This window comes from Tanticharoenia sakaeratensis NBRC 103193, from assembly GCF_000963885.1.
GTDB lineage: Bacteria > Pseudomonadota > Alphaproteobacteria > Acetobacterales > Acetobacteraceae > Tanticharoenia > Tanticharoenia sakaeratensis.
Genome location: NZ_BALE01000010.1, coordinates 177636 through 192370, shown reverse-complemented (window position 1 = coordinate 192370; position 14735 = coordinate 177636). Strand labels below are relative to the sequence as shown.

Annotated in this window: 26 protein-coding genes; all 26 read right to left on the bottom strand. The window is 62.7% G+C overall.

Annotated features, from left to right (window positions below):
* Positions 1-2: 2 nt before the first annotated feature.
* The 26 genes from B8446_RS04795 to rplB all read right to left on the bottom strand — a co-directional run bounded on the left by B8446_RS04795 (position 3) and on the right by rplB (position 14720).
* Complete coding sequence (locus B8446_RS04795; RefSeq protein ID WP_048847755.1) at positions 3-179, bottom strand: DUF1328 domain-containing protein; 177 nt, start codon at positions 177-179, stop codon at positions 3-5.
* Between the two features lie 57 nt (positions 180-236).
* Entirely contained in the window at positions 237-473 is a 237-nt protein-coding gene (locus B8446_RS04790) for a hypothetical protein (protein ID WP_048847754.1), read from the bottom strand.
* Positions 474-580: 107 nt separating this feature from the next.
* Positions 581-1894, bottom strand: coding sequence for an MFS transporter (locus tag B8446_RS04785; protein WP_048847752.1), 1314 nt, complete (start codon positions 1892-1894; stop codon positions 581-583).
* A 369-nt stretch (positions 1895-2263) separates the two neighbouring features.
* On the bottom strand, positions 2264-2695 hold the full coding sequence (gene rplQ / locus B8446_RS04780; protein WP_048847750.1) for a 50S ribosomal protein L17: 432 nt from the start codon (positions 2693-2695) through the stop codon (positions 2264-2266).
* A gap of 45 nt (positions 2696-2740) precedes the next feature.
* Positions 2741-3760, bottom strand: a complete 1020-nt coding sequence (locus B8446_RS04775) for a DNA-directed RNA polymerase subunit alpha (protein WP_048848040.1) — start codon at positions 3758-3760, stop codon at positions 2741-2743.
* Positions 3761-3890: 130 nt separating this feature from the next.
* Positions 3891-4283: a 30S ribosomal protein S11 gene (gene rpsK, locus B8446_RS04770; protein ID WP_048847749.1), complete on the bottom strand. Its 393-nt coding sequence runs from the start codon at positions 4281-4283 to the stop codon at positions 3891-3893.
* A gap of 86 nt (positions 4284-4369) precedes the next feature.
* Complete coding sequence (rpsM, locus tag B8446_RS04765; protein ID WP_048847747.1) at positions 4370-4747, bottom strand: 30S ribosomal protein S13; 378 nt, start codon at positions 4745-4747, stop codon at positions 4370-4372.
* Between the two features lie 222 nt (positions 4748-4969).
* Positions 4970-5638 carry an adenylate kinase gene (locus B8446_RS04760; RefSeq protein WP_048847744.1) on the bottom strand — a complete coding sequence of 223 codons (669 nt, stop codon included), beginning with the start codon at positions 5636-5638 and terminating at the stop codon, positions 4970-4972.
* Entirely contained in the window at positions 5635-7002 is a 1368-nt protein-coding gene (secY, locus tag B8446_RS04755; RefSeq protein ID WP_048847742.1) for a preprotein translocase subunit SecY, read from the bottom strand. The genes B8446_RS04760 and secY overlap by 4 nt, the downstream gene beginning before the upstream one ends.
* Positions 7003-7127: 125 nt before the next feature.
* Positions 7128-7613, bottom strand: a complete 486-nt coding sequence (gene rplO, locus B8446_RS04750) for a 50S ribosomal protein L15 (protein WP_048847740.1) — start codon at positions 7611-7613, stop codon at positions 7128-7130.
* A gap of 1 nt (position 7614) precedes the next feature.
* Entirely contained in the window at positions 7615-7803 is a 189-nt protein-coding gene (gene rpmD, locus B8446_RS04745) for a 50S ribosomal protein L30 (RefSeq protein WP_048847739.1), read from the bottom strand.
* Complete coding sequence (rpsE, locus tag B8446_RS04740) at positions 7796-8374, bottom strand: 30S ribosomal protein S5 (RefSeq protein ID WP_048847737.1); 579 nt, start codon at positions 8372-8374, stop codon at positions 7796-7798. The genes rpmD and rpsE overlap by 8 nt, the downstream gene beginning before the upstream one ends.
* A 13-nt stretch (positions 8375-8387) precedes the next feature.
* Positions 8388-8750, bottom strand: a complete 363-nt coding sequence (gene rplR, locus B8446_RS04735; RefSeq protein WP_048847735.1) for a 50S ribosomal protein L18 — start codon at positions 8748-8750, stop codon at positions 8388-8390.
* On the bottom strand, positions 8750-9286 hold the full coding sequence (rplF, locus tag B8446_RS04730) for a 50S ribosomal protein L6 (RefSeq protein WP_048847733.1): 537 nt from the start codon (positions 9284-9286) through the stop codon (positions 8750-8752). The genes rplR and rplF overlap by 1 nt, the downstream gene beginning before the upstream one ends.
* Positions 9287-9299: 13 nt before the next feature.
* Entirely contained in the window at positions 9300-9698 is a 399-nt protein-coding gene (gene rpsH / locus B8446_RS04725) for a 30S ribosomal protein S8 (RefSeq protein WP_048847731.1), read from the bottom strand.
* Positions 9699-9710: 12 nt separating this feature from the next.
* Positions 9711-10016, bottom strand: coding sequence for a 30S ribosomal protein S14 (rpsN, locus tag B8446_RS04720; protein ID WP_048847729.1), 306 nt, complete (start codon positions 10014-10016; stop codon positions 9711-9713).
* Positions 10017-10194: 178 nt separating this feature from the next.
* Complete coding sequence (gene rplE / locus B8446_RS04715; RefSeq protein ID WP_048847727.1) at positions 10195-10761, bottom strand: 50S ribosomal protein L5; 567 nt, start codon at positions 10759-10761, stop codon at positions 10195-10197.
* A 10-nt stretch (positions 10762-10771) separates the two neighbouring features.
* A complete protein-coding gene (gene rplX / locus B8446_RS04710) occupies positions 10772-11092 on the bottom strand; it encodes a 50S ribosomal protein L24 (protein WP_048847726.1) in 321 nt (106 codons plus the stop codon).
* Complete coding sequence (rplN, locus tag B8446_RS04705; RefSeq protein WP_048847724.1) at positions 11092-11460, bottom strand: 50S ribosomal protein L14; 369 nt, start codon at positions 11458-11460, stop codon at positions 11092-11094. Before rplN ends, rplX begins: the two co-directional genes overlap by 1 nt.
* Before the next feature lie 13 nt (positions 11461-11473).
* Positions 11474-11752: a 30S ribosomal protein S17 gene (rpsQ, locus tag B8446_RS04700; protein ID WP_048847722.1), complete on the bottom strand. Its 279-nt coding sequence runs from the start codon at positions 11750-11752 to the stop codon at positions 11474-11476.
* A gap of 13 nt (positions 11753-11765) precedes the next feature.
* The gene (gene rpmC, locus B8446_RS04695; protein ID WP_048847720.1) at positions 11766-11999 is read right to left on the bottom strand and encodes a 50S ribosomal protein L29; all 234 of its coding nucleotides are present in this window, start codon (positions 11997-11999) and stop codon (positions 11766-11768) included.
* 1 nt (position 12000) lies between these two features.
* Positions 12001-12417 carry a 50S ribosomal protein L16 gene (gene rplP, locus B8446_RS04690; protein WP_048847718.1) on the bottom strand — a complete coding sequence of 139 codons (417 nt, stop codon included), beginning with the start codon at positions 12415-12417 and terminating at the stop codon, positions 12001-12003.
* 26 nt (positions 12418-12443) lie between these two features.
* Entirely contained in the window at positions 12444-13121 is a 678-nt protein-coding gene (gene rpsC / locus B8446_RS04685) for a 30S ribosomal protein S3 (RefSeq protein WP_048847715.1), read from the bottom strand.
* Between the two features lie 2 nt (positions 13122-13123).
* Positions 13124-13591, bottom strand: coding sequence for a 50S ribosomal protein L22 (gene rplV, locus B8446_RS04680; RefSeq protein ID WP_048847713.1), 468 nt, complete (start codon positions 13589-13591; stop codon positions 13124-13126).
* A 2-nt stretch (positions 13592-13593) separates the two neighbouring features.
* Positions 13594-13872, bottom strand: coding sequence for a 30S ribosomal protein S19 (gene rpsS, locus B8446_RS04675; RefSeq protein WP_048847711.1), 279 nt, complete (start codon positions 13870-13872; stop codon positions 13594-13596).
* 17 nt (positions 13873-13889) lie between these two features.
* Positions 13890-14720: a 50S ribosomal protein L2 gene (gene rplB / locus B8446_RS04670; protein ID WP_048847709.1), complete on the bottom strand. Its 831-nt coding sequence runs from the start codon at positions 14718-14720 to the stop codon at positions 13890-13892.
* Between the last annotated feature and the right edge of the window lie 15 nt (positions 14721-14735).

The window sequence follows — 14735 nt, the reverse complement described above, 5'->3', positions numbered from 1 at the left end:
CATCAGCCCGCGACGGCGTGCGCGCCCATGAAGCCCAGCACCAGCATCACCAGGAAGATGATGAGGAACAAGAAGAAAAGAATCTTCGCGATACCGGCCGCGGATTCCGAAATCCCTGTAAAGCCGAAAAGACCGGCGACCAGGGAGATCACGAGAAATACAATAGCCCAGTGTAACATGGTGTCCGGCTCTCCAGAGGGTGCAACACGCGGCTAACGCGGCCTGTGAACCAAAGTTCATCCGCGTCGAGACAGGCGCCGGCCCAAGACAAGCCCGATCAGAACGGCGATCGTTACGGACAGGATCGGCCTGTCGACCGCAAGGTCGGACACCGCGTCTCGTGTACCACACAGGGTTTTGCACCCGCGGGATTTGAGCGTCCCGATCCAGTTGCCCGCGAACACGGAATCAAGTCCGTCCTGGACCCGGCCTACGCCCTCTTCCAGACCTTCACGCAAATCGCTTTCTGCCATCTCTATGTCCTTCACATGCATGATCACTGTCGTTCAACGCAAAAGGAGGCGGCCCGATCCGATCGAGCCGCCTCCCCGCTATTTAGCCGCGAATAACGCGTCAGTCGTCAGTGGCCAACGGCCGTGACCGTCTCGCCGCGGGCGATCGCCTCTTCGCTGTACTTACGCGCTTCCGGCGAAATCGTGATCATCATCGTCAGGGCGCCCGACAGCAGATAGATCACGGCAAACGTCCAGATCACGCCCTGCAGGCCCATGCCGAACGCGCCCTCGCACAGGGCCACGATCGCCGGCCCGACCCAGGTGCTGGCGCCCGCGCCGAGACCCAGGATGGACAGGGCGGCAGCCTTCTCCTTGGGGCAGACCTGCGGCATCAGGCCCGACAGCGGCACGAACGCCGCGACCGTCGCACCATAGAACACGCCCACAAGCGCGGCCATGCCGAAGTTACCCGGATACCAGACCGGCACGTAGTAGAAGAGCGGGATCGAAACGAAGCCGCCAACGCACCCGAAAACTGCCACGACGAACCGGTGCCCCAGCTTGTCGGCGATCATGCCCGAGGCCAGGTTGAACAGGATGTTCGACAGGAACACGATCGACAGCAGGTTCAGCCACTGCCCCTGCGTGAAGTGCAGATGATCGACGAAGAACGCTGGCATGATGGCCAGGAACGCGTATTCCGACGATGTGTCGACGGTCCGGACGATGCCTGCAACCAGCGTCTTAGGTTCGCGCCAGACGATGCTGATCGACCCGAAGAAGATCTTCGACGTGCTCACATGCTCCGGCAGCAGACGCTTCGATCCGGTCGGCTCATGCGTGAACAGCAGGGCCACGAGACCACCAAGCACGACCAGGCCGAGCGAGCACCAGAATGTCGCGAGCTCGCCGATTTCCGGGATCGCATAGCGGGCAAACTGGGAACCCAGGGTAGGCAGACCGGCCGAGAAGGAGAACCAGAACCAGCCGGCGGCCGATCCGAGCATCACCGGCGGCGTGGATGCCGCAATCCAGACCAGGAAGCCATACGCGAACAGCGGATAGGCGAAGCCGCGCAGCGTATAGAACGTCAGAATCATCGGATATGAATTCGACCCGAGGCCGAGAGACAGGAAGCCGACTTCGAGGGCAGCCCAGAGGACAAGACCAACCCACATGACCTTCTTGGGACCGAACAGATCAGAAAGCGGGCCCGAGAACCAGGCCGCGATCATCACGGTTATACCATAGGTGGTGAAAAGCAGGTTCACATCGCCTTGGGTATGACCGTGATGCAGCATGTAGGTGTCGAGATAGCCAGCCTCGACGCCATCACCCACCATGAATAGCAGAAGACCGAGGAAGCCGAACAGCAGCGGCCTTGGAATGCCGAGGGCACCCGCAATCCCGCCCTGATTTGGGGTCGTTGCATCAGACAAAAATGCTCTCCTTCATGTCGCGAACGCCCCCTGCAGCGCTCCGCCTCATTGCGGTGCGTGGAAGGCGTTGCTGAGCGGGCCCTACGAGAGTGCTCGGGCCCATGGAAAAGGTCGGCTGCAGGCCTGAAGGCCCGAACCAGCGCCATGCCCATGTCACCATCTGGGCATCTGGCCAGAACCGCGGCATCGCCGGCCGGTTCATTCCGCATGCGAGAAAAAATTGGACGACTTCTTATCGTCGGTGACCGCATGCGCGTGTGCCGAAGCACATCACAACGGCGCGATATATAGGACTGTTTCAGTCAGATTTCTAGGCAAAAAAAATGCCGACCTTTTGGCCGGCATCTTCTCGTCTCGGATCGTGGCCGATCAGGCAGCGAGCTGATCGTCGTCTTCGTCGGCACGAACCTGGACCGGACCGCTGTCCTTGCCCTTGGCGTCGACATCACGCTCGACGAACTCGATCACTGCCATGTCGGCGTTGTCGCCATAGCGCACGCCGGCCTTCAGCACGCGGGTGTACCCGCCTGCCCGACCCTTGTAGCGCTCGGCCACCGCACCGAACAGCTTCGAGACAATCGTTTCGTCCTGAAGCTGCGACACGGCCTGACGGCGCGCATGAAGCGTGCCGCGCTTGCCCAGCGTGATCAGCTTCTCAACCACCGGGCGAAGTTCCTTCGCCTTGGGCAGGGTCGTCGTGATCTGCTCGTGCTTGATGAGGGCCACGGCCATGTTGCGGAACATGGCGGCGCGGTGGGTAGAGGTGACATTGAGCTTACGCCCGCTCACACCATGACGCATGACTGCTTATCCCTAGTCTAGACGTTGGGGTTTAAAACGTTGTTCTCAGAACGGCTCGTCAAGACGCTTGGCGAGGTCCTCGATGTTCTCCGGCGGCCAGGTCGGGACACTCATGCCCAGCGACAGACCCATGCCCGTGAGAACTTCCTTGATCTCGTTGAGCGACTTGCGGCCGAAATTCGGCGTCCGCAGCATTTCCTGCTCGGTCTTCTGAACGAGATCGCCGATATAGACGATGTTGTCGTTCTTCAGGCAGTTGGCGCTACGAACCGAAAGCTCCAGCTCGTCCACCTTCCGCAGGAGGTTGCGGTTGAACGGCAGATCGTCGCGCGGCTCTTCATGGCGGACCGGACGCGGCTCATCGAAGTTGATGAACAGCTGCAGCTGGTCCTGAAGGATACGCGCGGCCAGAGCCAGGCTGTCTTCAGGCGTCACGGCACCGTTGGTCTCGACCGTCAGGATGAGCTTGTCATAATCGGTCACCTGACCCACGCGGGTCGGCTCGACCTTGTAGGACACGCGACGAACCGGCGAGTAGATCGCATCGATCGGGATAAGCCCGATCGGCGCGTCCTCGGGACGGTTGGCGGCTGCAGGCACGTAGCCCTTGCCGACATTGACCGTAAATTCCATGCCGAGCTTCACACCGTCGTCGAGCGTGCAGATCACGAGATCCGGGTTCATGACCTCGATGTCATGGCCGGCCTGGATCTGGCCTGCGCGCACTTCGCCCGGACCCGTCGCCGTCAGCACCATGCGCTTGGGGCCTTCGCCATGCATGCGAAGGGCAAGCTGCTTGATGTTGAGCACGATGTCGGTGACGTCCTCGCGGACACCGGCGACCGACGAGAATTCATGCAGCACGCCATCGATCTGGACCGCAGTGACGGCGGCACCCTGAAGCGACGACAGGAGGATACGACGGATCGCATTGCCAAGCGTCAGGCCGAAACCCCGCTCCAGCGGCTCCGCGACGACGGTCGCTGTGCGCGAAGGTACCGCCCCCTGCTCGACTTCCAGCTTTTCCGGCTTGATGAGCGACTGCCAGTTTTTCTGGAGCACCAAGATCATGGCCTTTCAAATACGAAATCCACCGATCGGAATACGGCGGACCAAACCCCGCGGACCAGCCACGGACGAGGGCGATAATTTCCCGCCCGTCGCACCGGTTCTGCGCGGCGGGCGGGAAAGTGCATCAGACGCGGCGACGCTTGCGCGGGCGGCAGCCGTTATGCGGCACCGGCGTCATGTCGCGGATCGACGTAATCGAGAATCCAACGGCCTGCAGCGCACGCAGCGCGCTTTCACGCCCCGAGCCCGGACCGGACACCTCGATCTCCAGCGTCTCCATGCCGTGCTCGCGCGCCTTGCGGCCTGCATCCTCGGCGGCAACCTGGGCGGCGTAAGGCGTGGACTTGCGCGAGCCCTTGAACCCCTGGGCGCCAGCGGACGACCAGGCAATCGAGTTGCCCTGTGCGTCCGAGATCGTGATCATGGTGTTGTTGAACGTGGAGAGCACGTGCGCGACACCGGAGATGATGTTCTTGCGCTCTTTCTTGCGAATGCGCGGCGTAGCGGCCTTGGCCATAGTGAGGTGTTCCTGTCAGTTCCGTGCGGGGGCGCGAAGCGGGCGGAGCAGCAGATGAAACAGCTGCTTTCGCCGCGCGGAGAAGATCAGCGCGTGGCCTTCTTCTTGCCGGCGATCGCGACTGCCTTGCCCTTGCGGGTGCGCGCGTTGGTATGGGTGCGCTGGCCGCGAACCGGCAGCCCGCGACGATGACGCAGGCCGCGGTAGCAGCCGAGGTCCATGAGGCGCTTGATGTTCATCGCAGTTTCACGCCGCAGATCGCCCTCGACGCGGTAGTCCTGGTCGATCAGTTCGCGAATGCGCACGATCTCGTCGTCGCTCAGCTCATTCACACGCTTTGCATCGGGAATTTCGAGACGCGTGCAGATCGCCTGCGCCGTCGACGGCCCAATGCCATAGATATAGCTGAGTGCGATCAGCACCCGCTTGTTCGTCGGAATATTCACGCCGGCAATACGCGCCACGCCACTCACTCCCTCAGAGCCTCCAGCCATCTCGTGGCTGGGGCTTGTTCCCGGTATCAGCCCGGGGCCCAAAATCCGTATCCGCGGCGCCAGAACCCTGGTCAGCGCACGAAACGCCGCCGCTTTCGCGGTCGGACGCGCTTCGTGTCATCACTGCCGAATTGCGCCGGTGTCGAGGGCGCGCAATATAACGGCGCACCCCCTTGAGTCAAACGAAACCGATCACGTTTGCGTGATCAGCCCAAGCTTTCGCAGTGCGCCGTCGATTTCCGCTGAAACGACGCCGATCTCGGCCATGCCGTCGATCCGGACTAGCCGCCCTTCCTGCTCATAATAAGGAAGAATCGGTGCGGTCTGTTCGCGGTAGATCTCGAACCGCTTGCGAACCGTGGCCGGATTATCATCCGGACGCCGGATGAACTCCGTGCTGCCGCATACGTCGCAGACACCCGGCACTTTCGTCGGCTTGAACCGGTCGTGGTACCCGGCGCCGCACTCGGCGCAGGTGAATCGACCACTCAAGCGCTTGGTCAGCGCATCTTCATCCACCTCAAGCAACAACACTGCGTCGATTCGCAGGGATCGCCTCGACAGCATCGAATCGAGGGCCTCGGCCTGTGCCTCCGTGCGGGGAAACCCGTCGAGGATGAAGCCGCCCGCGCAGTCCGGTCGCTGCACGCGAGTCTCGATCATACCGACCATGATGGGGTCCGGCACGAATGCGCCCCGCTCCATGATCTCCCGTGCTTCGAGGCCCAGCTTGGTTCCAGCCTTGACCTCTGCGCGCAGCATGTCGCCCGTCGAGATCTGCACCAGTCCGTAGGTCTGTTCCAGGCGCTTGGCCTGCGTGCCCTTGCCCGCTCCCGGCGGACCCAGAAGAATGATATTCATCGCGGACGCACCCGTCCGCGAAGTCGTCCTTCTCGGCCTCGCTGCTTGCGGATCAGACCCTGATACTGATGCGCCACCAGATGAGACTGGATCTGCGTGACGGTATCGATCGTGACGGAGACGATGATGATCAGGCTGGTGCCGCCGAAATAGAACGGGACGTTGTAGCGACTGATCAGGATCTGCGGCAGCAGACATACGAGCACCAGATACAGGGCACCGATCGTCGTCAGTCGCGTCAGGATCCGGTCGAAATACTTCGCCGTTGCCGATCCCGGCTTGATGCCCGGGATGAAGCTGCCCTGCTTGCGCAGGTTCTCTGCCGTCTCGTCCGGATTGAAGGTCACAGCCGCGTAGAAATAAGAGAAGAAAAGGATCATGCCGGCATAGAACGCCATATAGAGCGGTTGCCCCTGACCGAGCTCCTGACCGAGGAAAGACAGCCAGCCCGGCATCGACTTGCCGTTCATGAACCCTGCGATGGTCACGGGGATCAGCAGAACCGACGACGCGAAGATCGGCGGGATCACACCGGCCGTGTTCACTTTCAGCGGCATATGCGTCGATTCGCCACCATAGATCCGCGTGCCGACCTGCCGCTTCGGATACTGAATCAGCACCCGGCGCTGAGCCTGTTCCATGAAGACGATGAACGCAATCGTCACAGCCGCGAGGACCAGAAAGACGATTACGAAGAACGGCGACAACGCACCAGTGTAGCCAAGCTGGAACAGGCTTGCGAGCGCATGCGGCAGATTGGCGACGATGCCCGCGAAAATAATCAGTGAAACGCCATTGCCGACGCCACGTGCGGTGATCTGCTCGCCCAACCACATCAGAAACATCGTACCGCCGACAAGCGTGACGACGGACGACAGTAGGAAGAACGCGCCGGGGTCGACCACGGCACTGCCAGCCTGGCTGTGCATGTTCTCAAGCCCCACGGCGATGCCATAGGCCTGAAACAGGGCGATGATGACGGTCAGATAGCGCGTATATTGGTTGAGCTTCTTCCGCCCTGCCTCGCCTTCTTTCTTCATCGCTTCCAGCGAGGGCAGCGCGGTCGAAAGCAGCTGCACAATGATGGATGCGCTGATGTAGGGCATGATGTTCAACGCGAACACGGTCATGCGGCCCAGCGCACCACCCGTGAACATATCGAACATACCGAGGATGCCACCCTGATGCTGGGCCAGGAGTTGGCCCATCACAGTCGCATCGACGCCCGGAACCGGAATGTATGTTCCGAGCCGATACACGATGAGCGCACCCAGCGTGAACCAGATGCGCTTTTTCAGCTCGGTCGCCTTGGAAAAGGCCTGGAAATTGAGGTTGGAGGCGAGCTGTTCAGCCGCGGACGCCATCCGACAGTCCTTTCACGAAAACAGCGTCGCCGTGCATGCACGGGACGCTGCCTCAGTCGTCATTATCGAAGCCTGGTCAGGATACCGGCGTGCCGCCATCCTGACCAGAGCCCAGGCGCGAGCCTTCAGGAAGCAGGCGCTTCCGCGGGCTTGGCCGTGGTCTTGACCGAGCCGCCCGCCTTCTCGACAGCAGCGACTGCCGCTGCCGAAGCACCGGCCACCTCGATCGTCAGACCATGGCTCAGCTCGCCGCGCGCCAGAAGGCGCACACCGGCATACTTGCCCGTGCCGACCAGCCCTGCTTCACGCAGGACGGTCTCGGTGACGGTCGCATCGGCCTTGATCTTGCCTGCCTCGATCGCCGCCTGGAGCGCGCCGACATTCACCGGAGCGTATTCCTTGCGGAAGATGTTGACGAAGCCGCGCTTCGGCATCCGGCGGTAGATCGGGAGCTGACCGCCCTCGAAGCCGTTCAGAGACACGCCTTCACGTGCCTTCTGACCCTTCACGCCACGGCCGGACGTCTTGCCCTTGCCCGAACCGATACCTCGGCCCAGTCGCTTCTTGCGATAACGCGAACCTTCGTTATCGCGGAGTTCGTTGAGGTTCATGTCACCCCTCCACCGAAATCAGGTGGGCGACCTTGCGAATCATCCCGCGCACCGAGGGAGTATCCTCCAGCTCGCGCACGGAACCGATCCCGCGAAGACCCAGCCCAACCAGCGTCTCCTTCTGACCGGGCTTACGCCCGGCCGAAGACGCGATCTGCTTGACGACAACCGTCGACTTCGTCTCAGACATGAGCGTCCTCCGTCGAAGCCGCGTCGGTCACATCGCGCTTGGCGAACAGGTCGGACGCCTTCTTGCCACGACGGCTGGCCACTGCGCGCGGGCTCGTGCAACGCTCGAGCGCCGCAAACGTGGCCTTGACCATGTTGTGCGGGTTCCGCGTGCCGAGCGACTTGGCAACGACGTCGTTCACGCCCAGCGACTCGAACACGGCGCGCATCGGACCGCCCGCGATGATCCCGGTGCCGGCCTCTGCCGTCCGCAGCACGACCTTGCCGGCGCCGAAGCGGCCGAACATGTCATGATGCAGCGTGCGGCCTTCCTTCATGGGAACGCGGATCATCGTGCGCTTCGCGCGCTCGGTGGCCTTGCGGATCGCTTCGGGAACCTCGCGCGCCTTGCCGGCGCCGTAACCCACGCGACCCTTCTGGTCACCCACCACGACGAGTGCGGCGAAAGCGAAACGACGTCCGCCCTTCACCACCTTCGCGACGCGGTTGATCGTGACGAGCTTGTCGACCAGGCCATCGTCCTGCTCGCGCTCACGACCACCACGGCCGCCTTCTCTTGGCTCTCGTGCCATCAGTGATCTCTCCTTAGAACGCGAGCCCGCCCTCGCGGGCAGCCTCGGCCAGGGCCTTTACCCGGCCATGGTAGACATACGACCCACGGTCGAACACGACCGCCGACACGCCGGCCGCCGTCGCACGCTCGGCAACGAGCTTGCCGACAGCCTTCGCCGCCTCGACATCCGCGCCCGTCTTGTTGCCGTCGCGCAGAACCTTCTCGATCGAGGAGGCGCTGGCCAGCGTCCGGCCGGCGGCGTCGTCGATCACCTGCGCATAGATATTCTTGCCAGAGCGGAAGACCGACAGACGCGGCCGGCCACCGCTCTTGCGGCGAAGCTGGAAACGCAGCCGCTGACGGCGGCGCTCCTGCAAACCTTGCTGCGTAGCCATTACTTCTTCTTGCCTTCCTTCCTGCGGAGCACTTCGGTCTCGTACCGAACGCCCTTGCCCTTGTACGGCTCGGGACGGCGGAAGCTCCGAATATCAAGTGCAACCTGACCAACGCGCTGCTTGTCGTTACCTTCGACCGTGATGGCCGTGGGACGAGGCGTCGTGATCTTCACGTCCGACGGGATCGGGTAGACCACGTCATGCGAGAAGCCGAGGTTCATCACCAGGTTCGAGCCTTGCACCGAAGCGCGGAAACCCGTGCCCTGGATCTCGAGCGACTTGCTGAAGCCTTCGGAGACACCCTTGACCACGTTGGCGACAACGGCGCGCGTCGTGCCCCACATGGTCCAGTTCTCGCGCGAACGCGCGCCGACCGGAACGATGGCGATCTTGCCGTCCTCGACCTTCGCCTCGACATATCGCGAAAGCGGAATCGAGAGCGAGCCGCGCTTGCCCTTTGCCGTGAACTGACCATCCGCGATCGAAATTTCGACGCCCGACGGAATGGCGACGGGATACTTGCCTACACGTGACATCGTTTCCCCTCCCTCAGAACACGCGGCAGAGGACCTCGCCGCCAACATTGGCAGCGCGGGCCTCGGCGTCCGACAGGACGCCACGCGGAGTGGACAGGATCGAGACGCCAAGACCGGCGTAGACGCGCGGCAGCTCCTTGATCTTCGAATAGACGCGGCGGCCGGGCTTGGAGACGCGATGGATCTCCTTGATCACCGGCTGACCGTCCGCATACTTCAGCTCGATACGAAGCTGGGAAATGCCGGCGCGCAGTTCTTCCGTGGAGAAACCACGAATATAACCTTCGCGACGGAGCGCCTCCAGGACGTTCGCACGGAGCTTGGACGCGGGCGCAATGCAGGCGGCGTGACGCGCACGCTGCGCATTGCGGATCCGGGTGAGCATATCACCCAGCGGATCTGACATTGACATGGATGTAGCCCCTTACCAGCTCGACTTGACCATTCCGGGGATCTGCCCGGCGGACGCCAGATCGCGAAGCGCGACGCGGCAAAGTTCGAACTTGCGGTAGTTGGCGCGCGGACGACCGGACACCTTGCAACGCAGACGGACGCGGACGCGCGCACCGTTGCGGGGGAGCTCGGCGAGCTTCATCGACGCATCGAAGCGCTCTTCCACGGGAAGAGTCCGATCCATGATGATGTTCTTGAGCGCGGTCCGCTTTCCCTTGTCCCGCTTTGCCATGCTTTCGCGCTTGGCATTGCGGTTGACGGCGGAGATCTTGGCCATGCTTACTTTTTTCCTCCGGAACCTGTCGGGCCTCGCCCTACGGTTTTCCACACAGCGTGTCTATATAGGCAACGTCAGCCCAAAAGAAAGGCCTGATTGCCCCTGACATGAAATAGCGGCCCGGCCACAGGTTCTGTGGCCGGGCACTCCGATCAACGGGCTCGAATGCCAGCGCCGATCAGGCGTTGAACGGCAGGTCGAATGCCTTGAGCAGAGCCTTGGCTTCCGCATCCGTCTTCGCCGAAGTGACGAAGATGATGTCCATGCCGCGCACCGCATCGATCTTGTCGTATTCGATCTCGGGGAAAATGATCTGTTCCTTGACACCCATGGCGAAATTGCCACGTCCATCAAAGCCCTTGTTCCCCGGGAGGCCACGGAAGTCACGGATACGCGGCATCGCGATCGTCGTCAGACGATCGAGGAATTCGTACATCCGCGCGCTGCGCAGCGTGACCTTGCATCCGATCGGCAGGCCTTCACGGATCTTGAAGCCCGCAATGGCCTTGCGCGCCAGGGTCTTCACCGGCTTCTGGCCGGCGATCGCCGTCATTTCAGCCACCGCGCTGTCGAGCTTCTTCTGGTCGCCCGCCGCTTCGCCGACGCCCATGTTCAGCACGATCTTCTCGAGCTTGGGCACCTGCATGATATTCTTGTAGCCGAACTGCTCACGCAGCTGCTGACGAAGCGTCTCCTGGTAGCGCTTCTGCAGGCGCGGCACCGGCCGTGTCTGTGTGTCGCTCATGTCTCGCCCCTCAGCCTTCGATCACTTCGCCGGTCGCACGCGCGACGCGGACCTTGCGACCGTCCTCAAGCACGCGGAAGCCAACCTTCGTCGGCTTGCCGCTCTTCGGATCGATCAATGCAAGGTTGGACAGATGCACGGGACGCTCACGCTCCACGATGCCGCCTTCCTGATTGGTGCGGCTCGCCTTCGTGTGGCGCTTCGCAATCGCAACGCCGCGCACGACCGCCTTCTCGACGGTCGGCAGCACGGACAGAACCTCGCCCCGGACGCCCTTGGACGCGCCGGCGGTAACCACAACCTGGTCACCCTTCTTGATGCGCGCAGCCATTACAGCACCTCCGGCGCCAGAGAAATGATCTTCATGAACTTGCGTGCACGAAGCTCACGAACAACCGGTCCGAAGATACGGGTGCCGATCGGCTCCTGCTGCTTGTTGATCAGCACCGCCGCGTTCTTGTCGAAGCGGATCGCGCTGCCGTCCGGACGACGCACCGGATAGGATGTGCGAACGATGACGGCCTGATGGACGTCACCCTTCTTCACCTTGCCGCGCGGGATCGCTTCCTTGACGGACACGACAATCACGTCGCCGACCGAGGCAGTCTTCCGCTTGGAACCGCCCAGCACCTTGATGCACTGCACCTGACGCGCGCCGGAGTTGTCAGCGACGTCGAGGTTGGTCTCGGGATGGATCATTGTCTATGCCCCCTTACGCCGATGCCTGGTCGGCAGGAGCCGGCGAAGCCAGCTCCGCGCCATTCCGCGTGATCACCGCCCAGGTCTTGCGCTTCGAGATCGGCGCGCACTCTTCGATGCGCACCATATCGCCGATCTGGCACTGGTTCTGCTCGTCATGCGCCGCGTACTTCTTCGAGCGGCGAATGAACTTCTTGTAGAGCGGGTGCATGATACGACGGTCGACAAGAACGGTGACCGTCTTGTCCATCTTGTCGCTCGTAACCCGCCCGGTCAGGACGCGCCTTGGCATCGCCCGTCTCCTCTCAGGACTTGACGGCGGACGTTTTTGCGCCCGCACTGTTCTTGGATTGATGGGCCAGCGTCTTCACGCGGGCAATCGCACGACGCACGACGCGCACACGCGCCTGGTTCTCCGACTGGCCGGTAGCCGCCTGGAAACGCAGGTTGAACTGCTCGCGCTTCAGATCGACCAACAGCGTCTGCAGTTCGTCCGCACTCTTCGCACGCAGGTCAGCGGGCTTCAACTGGTCAGCCATATCACGCCTCCCCGATGCGCTGAATGAACTTGGTCTTGATCGGGAGCTTTGCGGCACCAAGGCTCAGCGCCTGGCGGGCAACCTCGGGCGGAACGCCTTCGATCTCGAACAGGATGCGGCCCGGCTTGACGCGCGCCACCCAGTATTCCGGCGAGCCCTTGCCAGAGCCCATGCGGACCTCGGCAGGCTTCGTCGAAACCGGAAGATCCGGGAAGATACGGATCCACACGCGGCCAGCACGCTTCATCGCACGCGTAATCGCGCGACGCGAAGCCTCGATCTGGCGCGCCGTCACCCGCTCGGGTTCAAGCGCCTTCAGGCCGAACGCACCGAAGTTCAGCGTGGTGCCGCCCTTCGCCAGTCCATGGATGCGGCCCTTATGAGCCTTGCGAAACTTCGTTCGCTTCGGGGAAAGCATCGTCGTTATTCCTCAATGCGACGTGGTTACCGCTGCGGCGCCTGCTCGGCAGCGCGGCGGTCCTGCGCCAACGGATCGTGAGCCAGGATCTCGCCCTTGAAGATCCAGACCTTCACGCCACAGGTGCCATACGTGGTCTTCGCCGTGGCTACACCATAATCGATGTCCGCGCGCAATGTGTGCAGCGGCACCCGACCCTCGCGATACCACTCGACACGTGCGATTTCAGCACCGCCGAGACGACCACCGCAGTTGATCCGGATCCCCTGCGCGCCGAGACGCATGGCGGACTGGACTGCGCGCTTCATGGCGCGACGGAACGCAACGCGGCGCTCGAGCTGCTGCGCGATGTTCTCGGCGACCAGAGTCGCGTCGATCTCGGGCTTGCGAATCTCGACGATGTTCAGGGCAACATCCGTCTTCGCCATCTTGGACAGCTCACGACGCAGTGCGTCGATGTCCTGGCCCTTCTTGCCGATGACGACACCGGGACGTGCCGCATAGATCGTGACGCGCGGCTTCTTGGCCGGACGCTCGATCACGACGCGCGACACGCCTGCTCCGGACAGCTTGCGACGAAGATACGCGCGCAGCTTCAGGTCTTCATGCAGCAGGCGGGAATAGTCGGCGCCGGCATACCAGCGGCTGTCCCATGTGCGGTTGACGCCGAGCCGCAGCCCGACCGGATTGACTTTATGTCCCATGATCAGGCTGCCTTCTGCTCGGTGGCGGACTTGGACGCGGCACGACGGCGGCGCGCTGACGGCTCTTCCGTCTTGCCCCCCGTCTCCGCGCCTTCGTCGGCCGAGCGCTCGGCGACGACAATCTTCAGGTGGCTGAAGAACTTCTCGACGCGCGCCGAACGACCGCGGCCACGAGCGTGGAAACGCTTCATGACGATCGACTTGCCGACTTCCGCCGTCTTGACGACCAGCTGGTCGACATCGAGCTGGTGGTTGTTCTCGGCATTGGCCACGGCGCTTTCCAGCGCTGCCTTGACCTGCTGCGCGATCCGGCGACGCGAGAACGTCAGCGCTGCGATCGCGGCGGAAGCGGGCTGGTTGCGGATCGTGGCCGCGACCAGATTCAGCTTGCGCGGGCTGACGCGAATGTTGCGCGCAACAGCCTGGGCCTCGTTATCGGCCAGGGTGCGAATGTGCTTCGGCTTGCTCATGATCAGCCCCGCTTCGACTTCTTGTCGGACGAATGGCCGGTGAAGGTCCGCGTCGGCGAGAACTCGCCGAACTTGTGACCGACCATGTTCTCCGTCACCTGCACCGGCAGGAACTTGTGGCCGTTATAGACGCCGAACGTAAGTCCGACGAACTGCGGCAGGATCGTCGAACGACGCGACCAGATCTTGATCACCTCATTACGACCCGAAGCGCGCGACGCTTCGGCCTTACCGAACAGATACCCGTCAACGAACGGGCCTTTCCAGACGGAACGTGCCATCTCTCTCGTGCCCCCTCTTACTTGCCGGTCTTGCGGCGACGGATAATCAGGCTGTCCGTCTTCTTGTTGGTCCGGGTCTTGTAACCCTTCGTCGGAATACCCCACGGCGTGACCGGGTGACGGCCACCGGAGGAGCGGCCTTCACCACCACCATGCGGATGGTCAACCGGGTTCATCACGACGCCGCGGTTGTGCGGGCGACGACCCATCCAGCGACGACGTCCGGCCTTGCCGAGATGCTGGTTCATGTTGTCGGGGTTCGACACCGCGCCAACTGTCGCCATGCACTCGGCGCGAACGAGACGCAGCTCACCCGACTGCAGCTTGATCTGCGCGTAACCGGCATCCTTGCCGACGAGCTGCACATACGTGCCTGCCGAACGCGCAACCTTGCCGCCAGCGCCCTGCTTCAGCTCGACGTTGTGGACGATCGTGCCGACCGGCATCGCCGCGAGCGGCATCGCATTGCCCGGCTTGACGTCCGTGCGCGCTCCGGCGACCACGCGGTCACCGGCACGCAGGCGCTGCGGCGCCAGGATGTAGGCCAGCTCGCCGTCGTCATACTTGATCAGCGCGATGAACGCGGTCCGGTTCGGGTCATATTCCAGACGCTCGACCGTGCCGGCTACGTCGAACTTGCGACGCTTGAAATCGACGAAACGGTAGGACTGCTTGTGCCCGCCGCCACGGAAGCGAGACGTCGTACGACCGTGGTTGTTACGGCCGCCCGACTTGTTCTTGCCCTCGGTGAGCTGCTTGACCGGCTTGCCCTTCCACAGCTCGCTGCGGTCGATCAGGACGGTGCCGCGGGTGCTCGGCGTCTTGGGATTAAAGTGCTTCAATGCCATGGTATTCTATCCCGT

What these genes read in the sequence shown, in the direction of transcription:
- B8446_RS04795 (WP_048847755.1), bottom strand. Translation starts at nt 179, where the DNA reads ATGTTACACTGGGCTATTGTATTTCTCGTGATCTCCCTGGTCGCCGGT.
- B8446_RS04790 (WP_048847754.1), bottom strand. Translation starts at nt 473, where the DNA reads ATGGCAGAAAGCGATTTGCGTGAAGGTCTGGAAGAGGGCGTAGGCCGG.
- rplQ (WP_048847750.1), bottom strand. Translation starts at nt 2,695, where the DNA reads ATGCGTCATGGTGTGAGCGGGCGTAAGCTCAATGTCACCTCTACCCAC.
- rpsK (WP_048847749.1), bottom strand. Translation starts at nt 4,283, where the DNA reads ATGGCCAAGGCCGCTACGCCGCGCATTCGCAAGAAAGAGCGCAAGAAC.
- B8446_RS04760 (WP_048847744.1), bottom strand. Translation starts at nt 5,638, where the DNA reads ATGAATATCATTCTTCTGGGTCCGCCGGGAGCGGGCAAGGGCACGCAG.
- secY (WP_048847742.1), bottom strand. Translation starts at nt 7,002, where the DNA reads ATGGCGTCCGCGGCTGAACAGCTCGCCTCCAACCTCAATTTCCAGGCC.
- rplO (WP_048847740.1), bottom strand. Translation starts at nt 7,613, where the DNA reads ATGAACCTCAACGAACTCCGCGATAACGAAGGTTCGCGTTATCGCAAG.
- rpmD (WP_048847739.1), bottom strand. Translation starts at nt 7,803, where the DNA reads ATGTCTGAGACGAAGTCGACGGTTGTCGTCAAGCAGATCGCGTCTTCG.
- rpsE (WP_048847737.1), bottom strand. Translation starts at nt 8,374, where the DNA reads ATGGCACGAGAGCCAAGAGAAGGCGGCCGTGGTGGTCGTGAGCGCGAG.
- rplR (WP_048847735.1), bottom strand. Translation starts at nt 8,750, where the DNA reads ATGGCTACGCAGCAAGGTTTGCAGGAGCGCCGCCGTCAGCGGCTGCGT.
- rplF (WP_048847733.1), bottom strand. Translation starts at nt 9,286, where the DNA reads ATGTCACGTGTAGGCAAGTATCCCGTCGCCATTCCGTCGGGCGTCGAA.
- rpsH (WP_048847731.1), bottom strand. Translation starts at nt 9,698, where the DNA reads ATGTCAATGTCAGATCCGCTGGGTGATATGCTCACCCGGATCCGCAAT.
- rpsN (WP_048847729.1), bottom strand. Translation starts at nt 10,016, where the DNA reads ATGGCCAAGATCTCCGCCGTCAACCGCAATGCCAAGCGCGAAAGCATG.
- rplE (WP_048847727.1), bottom strand. Translation starts at nt 10,761, where the DNA reads ATGAGCGACACACAGACACGGCCGGTGCCGCGCCTGCAGAAGCGCTAC.
- rplX (WP_048847726.1), bottom strand. Translation starts at nt 11,092, where the DNA reads ATGGCTGCGCGCATCAAGAAGGGTGACCAGGTTGTGGTTACCGCCGGC.
- rplN (WP_048847724.1), bottom strand. Translation starts at nt 11,460, where the DNA reads ATGATCCATCCCGAGACCAACCTCGACGTCGCTGACAACTCCGGCGCG.
- rpsQ (WP_048847722.1), bottom strand. Translation starts at nt 11,752, where the DNA reads ATGCCAAGGCGCGTCCTGACCGGGCGGGTTACGAGCGACAAGATGGAC.
- rpmC (WP_048847720.1), bottom strand. Translation starts at nt 11,999, where the DNA reads ATGGCTGACCAGTTGAAGCCCGCTGACCTGCGTGCGAAGAGTGCGGAC.
- rplP (WP_048847718.1), bottom strand. Translation starts at nt 12,417, where the DNA reads ATGCTTTCCCCGAAGCGAACGAAGTTTCGCAAGGCTCATAAGGGCCGC.
- rpsC (WP_048847715.1), bottom strand. Translation starts at nt 13,121, where the DNA reads ATGGGACATAAAGTCAATCCGGTCGGGCTGCGGCTCGGCGTCAACCGC.
- rplV (WP_048847713.1), bottom strand. Translation starts at nt 13,591, where the DNA reads ATGAGCAAGCCGAAGCACATTCGCACCCTGGCCGATAACGAGGCCCAG.
- rpsS (WP_048847711.1), bottom strand. Translation starts at nt 13,872, where the DNA reads ATGGCACGTTCCGTCTGGAAAGGCCCGTTCGTTGACGGGTATCTGTTC.
- rplB (WP_048847709.1), bottom strand. Translation starts at nt 14,720, where the DNA reads ATGGCATTGAAGCACTTTAATCCCAAGACGCCGAGCACCCGCGGCACC.